The 13,400-nt window shown below is 40.0% G+C and carries 13 protein-coding genes; 9 read left to right on the forward strand and 4 right to left on the reverse strand.

Annotation, left to right across the window (positions count from 1 at the left end):
- Positions 1 to 66 precede the first annotated feature (66 nt).
- From pdxA to JOD17_RS06650, 4 genes are all read right to left on the reverse strand, one after another.
- Positions 67 to 1,071: a 4-hydroxythreonine-4-phosphate dehydrogenase PdxA gene (gene pdxA, locus JOD17_RS06635; RefSeq protein WP_204696406.1), complete on the reverse strand. Its 1,005-nt coding sequence runs from the start codon at positions 1,069 to 1,071 to the stop codon at positions 67 to 69.
- On the reverse strand, positions 1,056 to 2,324 hold the full coding sequence (locus JOD17_RS06640; RefSeq protein WP_204696407.1) for a four-carbon acid sugar kinase family protein: 1,269 nt from the start codon (positions 2,322 to 2,324) through the stop codon (positions 1,056 to 1,058). Before JOD17_RS06640 ends, pdxA begins: the two co-directional genes overlap by 16 nt.
- A 65-nt stretch (positions 2,325 to 2,389) precedes the next feature.
- Positions 2,390 to 2,548: a hypothetical protein gene (locus JOD17_RS06645; RefSeq protein WP_204696408.1), complete on the reverse strand. Its 159-nt coding sequence runs from the start codon at positions 2,546 to 2,548 to the stop codon at positions 2,390 to 2,392.
- Between the two features lie 391 nt (positions 2,549 to 2,939).
- Positions 2,940 to 4,235, reverse strand: coding sequence for a hypothetical protein (locus JOD17_RS06650; protein WP_204696409.1), 1,296 nt, complete (start codon positions 4,233 to 4,235; stop codon positions 2,940 to 2,942).
- Between the two features lie 199 nt (positions 4,236 to 4,434).
- Between JOD17_RS06650 and JOD17_RS06655 the strand changes: the two genes are divergently transcribed.
- From JOD17_RS06655 to JOD17_RS06695, 9 genes are all read left to right on the forward strand, one after another.
- On the forward strand, positions 4,435 to 5,562 hold the full coding sequence (locus JOD17_RS06655; protein WP_204696410.1) for a flavin reductase: 1,128 nt from the start codon (positions 4,435 to 4,437) through the stop codon (positions 5,560 to 5,562).
- A gap of 20 nt (positions 5,563 to 5,582) precedes the next feature.
- Positions 5,583 to 7,043, forward strand: a complete 1,461-nt coding sequence (locus JOD17_RS06660; protein WP_204696412.1) for a 4-hydroxyphenylacetate 3-hydroxylase family protein — start codon at positions 5,583 to 5,585, stop codon at positions 7,041 to 7,043.
- A gap of 3 nt (positions 7,044 to 7,046) precedes the next feature.
- The gene (locus JOD17_RS06665; protein WP_204696414.1) at positions 7,047 to 7,628 is read left to right on the forward strand and encodes an adenylyltransferase/cytidyltransferase family protein; all 582 of its coding nucleotides are present in this window, start codon (positions 7,047 to 7,049) and stop codon (positions 7,626 to 7,628) included.
- Complete coding sequence (locus JOD17_RS06670; RefSeq protein ID WP_204696416.1) at positions 7,606 to 8,043, forward strand: RidA family protein; 438 nt, start codon at positions 7,606 to 7,608, stop codon at positions 8,041 to 8,043. Before JOD17_RS06665 ends, JOD17_RS06670 begins: the two co-directional genes overlap by 23 nt.
- Positions 8,044 to 8,047: 4 nt before the next feature.
- Entirely contained in the window at positions 8,048 to 8,734 is a 687-nt protein-coding gene (locus JOD17_RS06675) for a DUF1028 domain-containing protein (RefSeq protein WP_204696418.1), read from the forward strand.
- 80 nt (positions 8,735 to 8,814) lie between these two features.
- Positions 8,815 to 9,003 (forward strand): hypothetical protein, encoded by a 189-nt coding sequence (locus JOD17_RS06680; RefSeq protein WP_204696419.1) that lies wholly within the window; start codon positions 8,815 to 8,817, stop codon positions 9,001 to 9,003.
- 13 nt (positions 9,004 to 9,016) lie between these two features.
- Entirely contained in the window at positions 9,017 to 10,420 is a 1,404-nt protein-coding gene (locus JOD17_RS06685) for a sodium:solute symporter family protein (protein ID WP_204696420.1), read from the forward strand.
- A gap of 31 nt (positions 10,421 to 10,451) precedes the next feature.
- Positions 10,452 to 11,705: a M20/M25/M40 family metallo-hydrolase gene (locus JOD17_RS06690; protein WP_204696421.1), complete on the forward strand. Its 1,254-nt coding sequence runs from the start codon at positions 10,452 to 10,454 to the stop codon at positions 11,703 to 11,705.
- Positions 11,706 to 11,960: 255 nt separating this feature from the next.
- On the forward strand, positions 11,961 to 13,289 hold the full coding sequence (locus JOD17_RS06695) for an asparaginase domain-containing protein (protein WP_204696422.1): 1,329 nt from the start codon (positions 11,961 to 11,963) through the stop codon (positions 13,287 to 13,289).
- Positions 13,290 to 13,400: the final 111 nt, after the last annotated feature.

Consider the following 13,400-nt stretch of genomic DNA (forward strand, 5'->3'; position numbering starts at 1 on the left):
CGAATAATCATGAAATACAAATGCTAATATAGGATCTGTAAAAATTGCTAGCGGAGCAGTGTCGTTTTATTTCTTTTGTTTATGAGATTTTGTATTAGCAAGCTTAGTGGCAGTCATTAATGCTTGTACCATGCTTTGTTCATCTGCGATATTCTTTCCAGCGATATCAAACGCGGTCCCGTGATCCACACTTGTGCGAATGATTGGTAATCCAATGGTTATATTGACTCCATCATCAATGCCAAGCACTTTAATCGGTGCGTGTCCTTGATCATGGTACATAGCAATAACACCATCATAATCACCACGTTGTGCTAAATAAAAAAGTGTATCAGCAGGCAGTGGACCGACAGCGTCGATTCCAATTTCGTTGGCGTTGTTTATCGCCGGTTTGATTTTCTCTTCTTCTTCGCCGTAGCCAAACAAGCCATTTTCTCCGGCATGGGGGTTAATGCCACACACACCTATCTTTGGTGACAAAATATCCATCGCTTTAAGTGTTTGATGGGCGAGTTCAATTGTGGTGAATACACGCTCTGGGGAAATCTGTTGAATAGCATCGATGAGACCCACATGTGTAGTCACATGCATCACGTTTAATTTAGAAGAACTTAGCATCATAGAAAAATTATCGGTTTTTGTTAAGGTAGCTAGAATTTCTGTATGACCAGGATACGAATGTCCACCTAAATGCAGGGCCTCTTTATTGAGCGGGGCAGTGCAAATGGCGTCAATTTCACCATCTTGTGCAAGTTGTACTGCAGTTGCTACGTAGTGATAGGCAGCATTTCCACAGGCAGCAGAAACTTCACCAACAGCCCAGTCATTGGGGAGCAAATTAAGATCTAGAAAAGGGATTCCATCTTTTAGATCTTGGACCCCTGATTTATAGCTTTTAAATGTTAAGTTAGCGTCTATTTTTTTCATTGTTTTTTCAATAGATTTAAAGTCGCCAATGACAAGTGGTAGACAGTGTTCTAATACTTCAGGTCGTTGTAGTGCGTTTACGATAATTTCTGGACCAACGCCAGCTGCGTCGCCCATCGTAATGCCAATTACTGGTTTGTGCATGTTTTATCCCTACTTTTCAAATAGTTGTATGCGTGTACAAGTGAGTGTTGATTGCCATATGCTCCAGCCTTCGTAATAATCGTACACGGAGGATCGCCGATTAGCTGTCCAAGAGGGATTCCGTCTTCAATTTCTTTGAGCAGAGTTATTCCCTTTACTCCGAGTTCAGTTACAACAGCTTTAGCGGTATCGCCGCCAGTTAAGATCAAGTTGATTACTTGTCCGGACGCTACACCATGTGCCGTAATAACAGCAAGCGTCTTTACGATGATGTTGCTAATATTTTTTGTTTGTTCTGGAACTTCCTCAATTATGAGCAATACATGTTGTTTATTCCATAACATTCGATCAAGTTCATTTACATAATCGCTTATAGAAGCAGTGTTCGTTGTGATATGCGTCATGTTAATGGGAAGGGTTTGAATGTCACTATCTCGTTTGAGTTGTTCAATTTGCTTAGCAGTACTCGTGCTAGCACTACCTGAAACGATTAGCGTTTGACCTTCCGTTGGAAGTAGTTTTCTTTCCACTTTTGTCACCTCAAGCGGATTAAAGAGATGATCATAAAGCATTTCAATCAGTCCTGCTGAACCAACCCAAAGTGTACGGAGTGGTAGTGAGGATTGAAGCATTGCCAGACGTTGGAGCTCTTCGTCATCGTTAGCGTCACTAACAATAAAAGGTGACGTATTTCGTAGACGATTAATTTCTAATTCCCACTGGGACTCATCTTTATATAACGCAGGTTGGATATGCCCGACTGCCTGGCTTAATTGTTGCGTTAGTAAGGTTGGAATGTGCGATTCTAACACGGGTGTTTTGGGATCGCGACTAACCTCAGTATGATGAAGCAATTGATTTTGAACGTAATGAAATCCAGCTTTTGTTTTACGCCCGGCCTTTGGATAAGCAGGAGCGATAATCACTACATCAAACGCTCTTGAATCGTAGAGCGCCTGAATTTCTGCTCCTAAGTTCCCCCGTAATGTTGAGTCTATTTTTTTATAGATGTGAGGAAGGGGGCTTTTGGTTTTTAATCCATTCATTAATGATGCGATGCATTGATAAGCCTGGGAGGGAGTGATTGCTCTTGAATCTGTATCGAGAATTGTGACGTCTTCACCATGTTCAATGGCTTCTTTTGCATTAAAGAAGACCGTTGCGCGCCTTCCTTTTTTGGCAAGTTGGATGCCACTATCGTTTGCTCCTGTTAAATCGTCGGCAATGATAACAAGCTCATGAGATTTATTCATAAACTGATCTCTCCACATAGTTAAGGTTTGAGTTTCCTACATAATGTCGAACGACTAGTCCTAAGCTACTCTGCTCTTTTTTGGTTCATGTCTACGTAACGAAACGTAAATTCACTAATGAGCTTCTCCATGTCACGCATAATGTTCGCTACAATATATGAAGATTCTGTAATAATTAGAGCGTATTCAATGACTCCTTCTAACTGTTTAAAAGGTTTAGTCATCGTTGGACTGTGAATCGTTTGTTTTTGTAACCAACGTTTGAGGTAAATGATCTTTATGTTTTCTGTTGAACGTGTAGCACGGTTCTAGCATTGCTTTGTGGCTTTCTGAAATTCGACTGAAACGCTTCTTTTTTTAATTAGGACACTTACAAGCTACGTTAACGGACGCCGTTTAATTTTGCAATTAGAGATTGAAGAAGAAATGATGGTTTTCGTGATTTTACTAAAACTAATTGGTTGATTCTTGTCTAAATGAAATCAGTAAGGGAATTTTAACTTGTTGTAGATTAAACTAGGAGAAAATTAATAAGCCCAAAGAACAATAAAATGTTCACTGGGCTTATTTGCTGTTGTTTATTAACCAAATGAAGTCTCTTTAAACTCGCTACGCTCAATGAATTTGAAATAACTGTCTTGGGCGCCCTTTCGCTGTAGCAGCCTCTTCGCCAACCACTTTAGCAAGGTTTTGATCAACAAGGCTTTTTAAAATGCGTGATGCATTACGTTGTGTCATTTTTAAACGTTGTGAAACAAAGAAAGTAGTTAATGTTTTTGTATCTGTATGACTTTGTAGTGATTGCAGTTTGCTAAATGTTGCTGAATTAACACCTGCTTGTTTAAGTTTCTCTAGTAACGATTGATTGACGTTTCGAGACTCATAAGCAAGGGGTGTATGGTCATGATGAATTGCTTCAATTTTTTTGTCCTCTTCAACGAGAAACGTTTGAAAGCTGGGATGTTTGTTTGCGTGGTCGAGACCGAGTCGCGCATGTTCTTCTGCTGTTAATGCAGTGTTTCCATAACCGATTCCAATATTAGCTCGTTGATCGGTAATGGTTTCAATTTGATGAAGTAGTTCGGAGGTTTTATAGTCTACTTGATCTAATGAACCTCGTGTTGAAAAGATATGATACGTACCAATTCCAGATGTTACGAAAGAACCTTCAATTGTTTCTGCAAAATCAATAAGAATACTTTGAATCCTTAAATGAAGTTTGTGAATGTCATAAGTAATGCTATTGTGATTTGTTAATTTATCGATCGTCTTGAACTGGAACATGATTACAGAGATTTGTGTTTGCTTTGATTCATAGGTTTTTCGCTGTTCTAGTGCTAGTTTAATCGTTTCACGGATGTGGGTTCGTACCGGTCTAAGGCGATGAACAGGAATGTTTTGTTTAGTGAGAGAATCATAGACGTGTTGCAAACATGTAAAGCAAATCGTTACCTCTCCGCTGTTGTATCGTTGTTCGTGAAATCGGATAATTTCTTCAGTTGGCGTGTACCCTTCATATTCAAATAAGTGAACATTTTTCATTGATAATTGATTGTCTTCATAGGTTTCGTACACTTCTTGTTTTTCAAGCAAGTCGATACTAGCACGTTCTAAATTAATAGCCTTATCATTTGCGACTTGGAAAAAAGCTTTCATTAAGCTAGGCCCATTTAGTCGTAAATAAAAAAATATTTGTTGAACGCCGCTTTTCTTCGCCCAAGTATATGGGGTAGGTCCTGAAAATAACCAGAAATCAATCTCATGCTGATGATTTTTTACGATGTCGATGGTTTCTTCGGCGGTTCTGTAAATAAAATAATTAGCATTTATTTCATGTGAAAATTCTTCCACCGTTTCTTTTATTAGCGCTACGCTGTCCTCTGGACCAACAATCCCTACGATCGCTTTCATAGACAGCTTCACCTCATTCCTATCCTATAGATCTTAGTTTCTATATTTTATCATAGAGGCTGTACATTTGTTTGTTAATTAATCTGACAATTCGGATAAAAAGTATTGACATCTGTCTTTTTGTTCATTAAGATTCATTTAAAGAATATATAAAGAACTTTTCCTTAAATGAAATTATTTATAAATGGAGGTGTTCAGCTTGGACCAAAGTGTATACAAAGATGTGATCGGTCATTTTACGAGCGGGGTAACCGTTATTAGTACACGACATAATGATCAAGATTTTGGAATTACTGCAAGTGCTGTTTCATCACTGTCGATGGAACCACCAAAGCTTCTCGTATGTGTGAACAAAAATACGGGTACTCAACATGCAATTTCAGAATCGCAGTCGTTTGCCGTAAATATTTTGGCGGAAGAACAAGGGGATCTAGCATTACAATTTGCTAAGCCTAAAAGCAACAAATTTCAAAATGTTCAAATTAGTGATGGGCGATTAAATATGCCTGTTTTGTCTGACGCATTAGCAGTATTGGAATGTGAAGTTGATGAGGAGGTGAATGGTGGAACCCATTCGGTTTTTTTAGCAAAAGTCATCCATGCATCTTCAAACCATGGAGACCCTTTGACGTATTATCGTGGGCAATTTGGACGTTTTCAAAATAGTCAAGATCAAATCGTATATCGAAATCTTCGAAAGCTCGTCGTTGAACGTAATTTTGATGTGAAATCAGTCATGAATGTTCAGGCCATTCATGAACAATTGGAGGCTCCGAAGCAAACCGTTTATTACGCCTTGGCAAAATTAGAGTCAGAAGGAATTCTTGAGAAAACAAATGATGGTGGCTTTGTCGTAGCACCGCTTACGAAGACTCGTTTACATGAAGCACTTGATACGAGAGCAGCACTTGAGTTCGCAGCAATTGAAAAGGCGATAAAACGTGTGACCACAGATGAATTACAATTGCTCAACTATCATTTGCAACGAACACTTCATAACGAACTAGAGGTGAGTGAATCACATATTGAAGCAAATGCTGACTTTCATGATTATATCGTTTCACTCGCTAAAAATGACATGTTGCTTCATACGTATAGACAGTTAACAGCTGAAGCGGTAATGACACATGCCCTACACGCATCGTTGCTTGCTGATGATGTGAAAGTAAAAACACAATTAAATGCACTTTCACACGATCATGAAACGTTGTATCAAGCTTTTCTTACAAAAAACAGTGAAAAAGCAAAAGAAACGATACAACATCATGCTGACGGGGTGAAGCAATTGGGTGATGCTGTAATTGAACAAGCCGGTGGACATATTTAAACAAAAGAGGAGATGGTCGTATGGCTCTAATGACAGGTGAGCAATACAAGCAATCACTAAATGATGGTCGGGCTGTGTACATTGATGGGGAAAAAGTAAATAACGTTGCTGAACATCCTGCATTTAAACCGATTGTTGAAGCAAAAGCACGTATGTATGATCTTAATCATGATCCAGCATTGAAGGATATATGCACAACTACACTTTCCGACGGTGAAGAGATTTGCCGTGCTTATCAATTACCGAAAACAAAAGACGACTTGCAGGCTATTCGAAAGTATGTAGAAACCGTACTTGACGATCTTGACGGTGTCGTTTATCGCGTAGGTGACGAAACAATTGGAGAGATGTGGTCACTGTATGACGCTCAAGACCAGTTAAATGCGATTGACCCGAAATATGCGAAAAATATTGCACATCATATTGATCGTATCGCACGAGAAGATTTATTTCACGTGTCTGCTAATACAGACCCAAAAGGGGATCGTAGTGAATTAATCGCTGGAAAGGGCGGTGCGAAACTGCTTCATGTAGTGGAAGAAAATGAGGCTGGGATTGTTGTAAATGGGGCGAAATTTGAAACGGCAGCAGCTTATGCACACCAAGCGTTTGTCAAACCGACGATCTCTAATTGGGGTCACGGAGAAGAAGAAATGAAGAAGTTCGCCCTAGGATTTATTTGTGATATGGGCTCGCCTGGATTGAAACATATTTGTCGCAGCTCATTAGGCAAAGATCGAGACGAGAAAAATTATCCATTGTCTACACGTTTTGATGAAATTGATACGTTACTCGTTTTTGATAATGTATTTATCCCTTGGGAAAATGTGTTGTTTTACAATTCGTTAGAATCTGCTCAATATATTCGTAATACATTACATCGCTATTCATCGTTTAATTATGTGTTACGACTGCTACGCCGTGCAGACTTGCTACTTGGTACAGCATTATTAAATGTTGAACAAACTGGTCTCACGTCTTTACCAGCAGTAAAAGAGAAAATTGCTGATTTAATTATCTATCGTGAGACGATTCATTCACATTTGACGACAGCGGTGGTTGATGCTGAAACGAGTCCTGGTGATTTGGCGATGCCTAAACAATCGACACTTTATGCGGGTCGGGTGTACGCACTTAAGCATTTTCCAGCCATGGCGCACCTTACAAGGGAGCTTGTTGGCGGGCAACTTGCTGTAACACCGGATGCGGATAACTTTGACCATCCAGATGTCAAAGCGTATTTGGATAAGTATTACTCACTCGGTGAGTGGAAATCTGAGGATCGGACGAAACTACTCTATTTTGCAAGGGACTTATTAAATTCATCATATGCAGGACACAAAGTTACATTTGAGTTATTCGCACAAAGTCCGCCATTCGCGCAATACCTTGCAACGTTCAGCAACTTTGATCTTGAGAAGAATAGAAAGATGGTAAGGAAGGCGGCAAATCTTTCAAATAATCATAAAGAAATGGTGTAGTATATGAAAGTTTCTTACAACGATACGCCTACGTGTGAAAAAAGTGTTGTTACAATCGGTGCATTCGATGGTCTTCATCTAGGCCATCAAGAGCTTATTGCACAGTCGTTACGTGAAGCAAGACGTATGAATGTACCTCTAGTGGTGTATACATTTGACCCGCCTCCAAAAGTGTTTTTACATGGGCAATTGCAATTATTATCACTAGATCAAAAGATCACACTGCTTAAACAATATGGTGTGGATACGGTAATCGTAGCAACGTTTAATGAGCAGTTCATGTTACGGACCGTCGATGAGTTTATTCAATACATTCAGAAGTTGAACCCAGTATCACTTTGGATGGGTGATGATTTTCGTTTTGGCAAAAATCGTGAAGGGGATGTTAAAACATTACAGCAATCGTTCAATGTTCAGTTGTTTTCAAAATTAACGTGTGAGAAGGGGATACGAATTTCATCTACGCGTATTCGTTCCTTATTTAAAGAAGGAAATAGTAACAAGGCGTCACAGTTGCTCGGCAGAGTAAGTGATCACACAAATAGTAAAGGAGTGTCTGTTAATGACCACTATTCAAAGGTATAGAAAATTTTCGACAGAAAGTTATTATCCGAAAGATTTAGGTGAAGATGCTCATCATATTAAAAATGAGTTGAGTATGGTCGTGCGAGCTGGAGATCACATTTTTATGCGAGGTCAGACAGGTTTTGATTTAGAAGGTAATTTTCATGGAATCGATGATGTTGCTAAGCAAACAGACATGGCATGTAAATGTGTTAAACAATTACTTGAAGAAGCTGGAGGGACGATTCACGATATTTGCAAGTTTACGGTTTATATTCTCGATCGAGATCATCGAAGCACTGTCTATGGCATTATTGCTGAACACTTCCCAGATGTTTACCCGTGTAGTACTGGCTTAATCGTTAGTGGTTTTGCAATGCCTGAAATGCTCATGGAAATTGATGTCCAAGCTGTCGTCCAAGATCGTGAGGTGTAAAAAGATGAGTAGAATAACATCAACATTTTCAGTTGCAGGTCGTTGTGAAAAGACAGGTGCGTTAGGAGCAATTGTTACTTCTAGTAGCCCTTCTGTAGGTGCGCGCTGCCCTTTTGTAAAAGCCAATACCGGTGTTGTTTTAACACAAAATGTAACGGATCCACGTCTAGCAACACTCGGGTTGACAGCTTTTGAAGCCGGCTATACTGCCACATCAGTTATTCAAGCTATGGCTTCCGCGACCCCGTATCCTGAGTACCGTCAATTAGGGGCGTTAAGCGCTAAAGGTGATTCAAGTGCTCATACAGGTTCAAAAGCATTAGGCACGCATGCTCACGATACGAATGAAAATGTTGTCGCGTTAGGTAATCTCTTAAGTAATGAAAGTATTCCCCAATCAATGGCAAAAACATTTCTAGAAAGTGAGGGGGCTTTACCTGATCGATTACTAGCTGCGATTTCCAATGGATTTGATCTTGGCGGTGAATTAGACCAAGAACGTTCAATCGCGTTAATTGTTTATAAAGACCAAATTTTTCCGTATATCGATCTTCGTGTAGATTACAGTGACAATCCATTACAAGATTTGAAAGATCTATGGACCATTTATGAACCACAAGCAGATGATTATGAGACAAGAGCAATTACGCCAGAAACAGCACCTTCTTATGGTGTTCAAGGCGATTTATAAGGATGAACGAACAGAAAACGTGCCATATTATCAGTTTGGCGCGTTTTCTATTTTCTTAAAATGATAGGAGGATATTGAAGTTGACGAAGATGCAAGGTTTACTCGTTTATTTAGCTGGTATTAGCTTGTTGCTAGCAACTATATTTCTAATCGGGGATCAACACGTCATTTTTCAATTGCCAGTCGATTTGTTTGTACTATGGATCGGAAAGTTACTAGTCATTCCTTTACTGTGGTTTCTTATCCTGAAAGTGAATCTCGAAGAATAAGGGGGATTAAAAAATGAATGTCACTATGCTAATCATTGTCCTTTACTTATTGGCCATGATCATGATTGGATTTATTTATAAAAAGAAAGCTTCTCAAGATGAAGTGAACTTTTTAGTGGCAGGACGAAGTATGGGAATTACGATTGGAGGTGGGGCACTAGCCTCTACTTACGCAAGTACGTCAAGTTTTTTAGGTACTTTAGGGGCGATGCACGTGTTCGGCATTGGCTTTGGGTTATGGCAGAATATAGGGGTTATTATTGGATTTGCTGTTGCCGCTGTGTTTATTGCACCTCGCTTTCGTAGTTTTAGTTCATTAAGTTTCTCTCAGTTCTTTGAACAACGATTTGATAAGCGAGTACGTGGTTTTGCAGCATTTGTTACAGTGATTACAATGTTTGTATACATGCTGGCCCAAATTCAAGGCGGAGCATTAGCCATGCAGTTTGTACTTGGGGTGGAGTATTGGATCGGTGTCATTGTACTCGGAGTTGTATTCATTACGTATGTTATTATGGGTGGAAGCCATTCTTCAGTGATTGCTAGCTTTATTCAATTTTGTATGATGATGGTTGCGATGATAACGGTGGCAGTTGTTGTATTTATAGCTCAACCTTGGGCAGAGACTGCAACGACTGTCGTAGCGAATCATGGTACAAGCGCTTTTCATATCTTTGGAACAGAAGGACCATTATACGCGCTAAGTTCAGGTTTTATGATGACCCTAGGGATTATGAGTGCTCCTCACGTCTATATGATGTTCATGTTTACAAAAACTGAAAAAGTAGCACGGAAAACAACTGCTTTGGCGACTTCGTACTTAAGTGTCTTTTATTTCAGCTTACTCATTGTTGGAAGTTATATTATTGCAACATATCCAAATTTGGAAAATTCAGACATGGGGTACTTTTATGTGCTTGATATGCTACCTGCAGTATTGATCGGTCTTTTTATTGCTGCAGTGCTTGCAGCGGCAATGTCGTCAACTGATGCCCAGTTATTAAGTGCAACATCTGCGATTACAAATGATTTGTACCGAATTTTCACAGGGAAAACGATCTCTCAAAATCGAATTGTTTTCGTCAATCGTTGTGTCGCTTTAGTCATTGGTATTCTAGCGATTCTAGTTACACTGAATCCTCCCGATTTAATCATGTTTGTAATGGCACTTGCGCAGTCATTGATGATCGGTGCATTTTTCGTTCCGTTAGTACTTGGTCTATTTTGGAAACGAGCAACAGCAGATGCAGCCTTTCTAGGTATGATTAGTGGATTTATTGTAACGGTCAGTTTGCAGTTCATACCAATGCCAACGCCATTCTTAGGTGGTCCAATCGGTGCAATTGTGTCTTTAATCGTTATTGTTAGTGTCAGTTTAAGGAGTCATCAATCATTCGAGCGAAACATCTCACAATAAAACGAAATATTATTGATTGGAGGAGCTTTTTATGAAGCAGTTTGAAAACACTATACAAGTATTAAAAGGTGAAAGAAGAGTAGCAGAAGCACTTGAATTTCTTGAAAGGGACGATGCAACAACTTTGCAGGAGCAAATCACGATTACCGAAATTGCAGCCCCCCCTTTTCAAGAAGAGAATCGAGCTCACTACATGTTGGAACGTTTAAAGGAATTAGGGTTGTCTAATGTGACTGAGGACTCTGAAGGGAATGTTTATGGAACTAGGAAAGGTATTGGCAAAGGCCCCGCATTATTTGTATGTGCTCATATTGATAGTGTCTTTTCTATTGAAACGGACGTATCTGTTAGCGAAAAAAATGGAGTGTATTATGGGGCGGGGATTTGTGATGATGCAAGGGGCCTTGCAGCTTTGCTAACACTTGTACGAGCATTAAATGAAGTGCCAATAGATACGATCGGGGATATCATTTTTGGAGCGACTGTTGGTGAAGAAGGACCAGGTGATTTACGCGGTGTAAAAGCCTTTTTTGAGGAGCATCCGAAAGAGATTGATGGATTTATTTCGATCGATTTTGCATCACCATCTGCGATTGTATATAAGGGAACTGGCAGTAATCGCTTTAGGGTTACGTTTGAGGGGCCAGGGGGGCATAGTTATAACGCTTTTGGGACACCAAGTGCTGTTCATGCAGCAAGTAGAGCGTCAGTGAAGTTTGCTGATATGGACGTTTGTACGAAACCCAAAACAACATTTAATGTTGGAGTGATTGAGGGAGGAACAATACCAACTGCAATTGCTGAGAAATGCATCATGCAAATTGATATTCGTTCAAATGGTCAATCAGAATTAACATCGATGGCAAACACTGTCTATGATTACGTTGAAAAAGCTTGCCATGAAGAAAATGAGCGTTGGGGTTACACGAAAGAAAACGGTATTGGTTATAAAGTTGAAAAGACAGGTGACCGACCTGTAGGCGATCAAGAAGATGATTCTGTAATCGTAGAAGTTGCAACGCTTGCAACAAGAGCACTAGGATTAACTCCGACATTGGAAGAAGCATCTAGTACGGATGCGAATCATCCAATTAGCCTCGGTATTCCGTCATTAACACTTGGTGGCGGAGGTGAAGCTGGAAAATACCATACGCTTCAAGAATGGTACAAACCTGTAAAAAGTTATCTTGGTCCTCAGCGTATTCTCCTAACGATGTTAGGTCTTGTTGGAACGAATAGTACAAAGCCTTTGTTAACAGATGTTAAGAAAAGCACTAAAGTCTGACAAAAATTGTTAATAAAACAGCTATTTAGCCGAGAGAGAAGAGTCGATGTATTGCTTGAGTATTAGGTCTATAGGAGTGTTCGTGAACTATAAATAGGAAGAATATGTAATATTAAATAGCAGAACGTTTTAGGACAAGGCTCAAAAGCGTAGTTGATAGCGGTTAGGTGGATGTCAACTTATCTTACACGAAATGTTGTAAATTATATTAAAATTATATAAAGTTTGTCGTAATCGATCGAAAGGGAGTAGATTATGATACTAAAACAGAGACGTTCGTTTTATTTCGCGATTAGTGCACTTGTATTTGCTATTCTAAGCATCGTTGGTATTTCGGCTTCGATTGCACAAGCCGACAGTAATGAGAAGCCTAAAGTAACGATTGTGGCTACTGGTGGTACGATTGCCGGTGAGGCATCGTCGCGTGCGAGTTTTACGAGTTATCGTGCTGGCTCAATTCCTATGGATGAGATGCTCGAGTATATTCAACCGGAGATTAGTGAACACGTTGATGTTGATGTTATTCAGTTTGGGAACAGCGGTTCAGGCGGTTATACGTTAGAAGAATTTCATGAACTTACACTTGTCGTAGAAGATGCACTTGAAGAAGCTGACGGTGTCGTTGTTACGAGTGGAACAGACACGATGGAGGAATTTGCATATTGGCTTGATCTCACCGTACAAAGTCAGAAGCCTGTCGTTATGACCGGTGCGATGCGTCCTTGGAGTTCTGAGGGTGAAATGGTTTTTGGAGCGGATGGTCCTGCGAACTTATACAATTCGATTCTTCTTGCAGGTAGTCAATCAACGTTTTGTTTTGGAACAGTTTTAATGTTAAATGATGAAATTCACGCGGCGAAAGACGTGACGAAAGCTGATACATACCGTATGGATACGTTTGAATCACCGAACAACGGTCCGCTCGGATTTATTGATGGTACGAATATTTCAACCGACCGTGCACCAGCACGTGTTCAGTCTTGTGGAGACCTCGATGAATGGATGACCCCATTTGATATGACTGAAGTGGAAGCTGACGATTTGGCAAGAACTGAAATTGTTTATACGTATCAAAATGCCGGTGGTGAAGCAATTACAGCATTTGCTGAAGCGGGTGTAGACGGAATTGTTACTGCAGGTACAGGTGCTGGTGGGATTTCTTCAGCGCAACGTGAAGCACAAAACGATGCGATTGAGAACCACGATGTTGTCTTTGCAACATCAAGTCGAACAGGTGCTGGGAATGTCTATGGTGGTCGTGATCAAATTATTGCGGCAAACGATTTAATCCCTCAAAAAGCGAGAATTTTACTCACGCTCGGATTAACATACGCACCAGATAACACGGAGCAAGTTGCAGAATGGTTCCATACGATTGGTAATCCACAGTTTAATGCATCGAATGTAGACAATGATGATGAGTATCCAACATGGCAAAACAACGCCATTTATGTTGCGGGTGATCGCGTTTGGTATGATGACGTGTTGTACGAAGCAAAATGGTGGACAGTTAATGAAATTCCAAGCGAATCGGGTGAGTGGGACGTTTGGAAAGTCGTAGAGTCAGAGGTAACAGCGAGTTAAGTGAATCGTAGTGTAAAGCAGGCTTGGTTCAATATATTGGACTCAGCCTGCTTTTGTTATTATTGCTTTTGATATCAATGGATGCGATGCTAGTATGAATGAGAGATTGAG

The sequence above is a fragment of the Geomicrobium sediminis genome, assembly GCF_016908595.1.
Classification (GTDB): Bacteria; Bacillota; Bacilli; order Bacillales; family Marinococcaceae; genus Geomicrobium_A; species Geomicrobium_A sediminis.

Excerpts from the sequence above, each read along its gene's own strand:
- pdxA (WP_204696406.1), bottom strand. The coding sequence starts at position 1,071 with ATGCACAAACCAGTAATTGGCATTACGATGGGCGACGCAGCTGGCGTT.
- JOD17_RS06640 (WP_204696407.1), bottom strand. The coding sequence starts at position 2,324 with ATGAATAAATCTCATGAGCTTGTTATCATTGCCGACGATTTAACAGGA.
- JOD17_RS06645 (WP_204696408.1), bottom strand. The coding sequence starts at position 2,548 with ATGACTAAACCTTTTAAACAGTTAGAAGGAGTCATTGAATACGCTCTA.
- JOD17_RS06650 (WP_204696409.1), bottom strand. The coding sequence starts at position 4,235 with ATGAAAGCGATCGTAGGGATTGTTGGTCCAGAGGACAGCGTAGCGCTA.
- JOD17_RS06660 (WP_204696412.1), top strand. The coding sequence starts at position 5,583 with ATGGCTCTAATGACAGGTGAGCAATACAAGCAATCACTAAATGATGGT.
- JOD17_RS06665 (WP_204696414.1), top strand. The coding sequence starts at position 7,047 with ATGAAAGTTTCTTACAACGATACGCCTACGTGTGAAAAAAGTGTTGTT.
- JOD17_RS06670 (WP_204696416.1), top strand. The coding sequence starts at position 7,606 with ATGACCACTATTCAAAGGTATAGAAAATTTTCGACAGAAAGTTATTAT.
- JOD17_RS06675 (WP_204696418.1), top strand. The coding sequence starts at position 8,048 with ATGAGTAGAATAACATCAACATTTTCAGTTGCAGGTCGTTGTGAAAAG.
- JOD17_RS06685 (WP_204696420.1), top strand. The coding sequence starts at position 9,017 with ATGAATGTCACTATGCTAATCATTGTCCTTTACTTATTGGCCATGATC.
- JOD17_RS06690 (WP_204696421.1), top strand. The coding sequence starts at position 10,452 with ATGAAGCAGTTTGAAAACACTATACAAGTATTAAAAGGTGAAAGAAGA.
- JOD17_RS06695 (WP_204696422.1), top strand. The coding sequence starts at position 11,961 with ATGATACTAAAACAGAGACGTTCGTTTTATTTCGCGATTAGTGCACTT.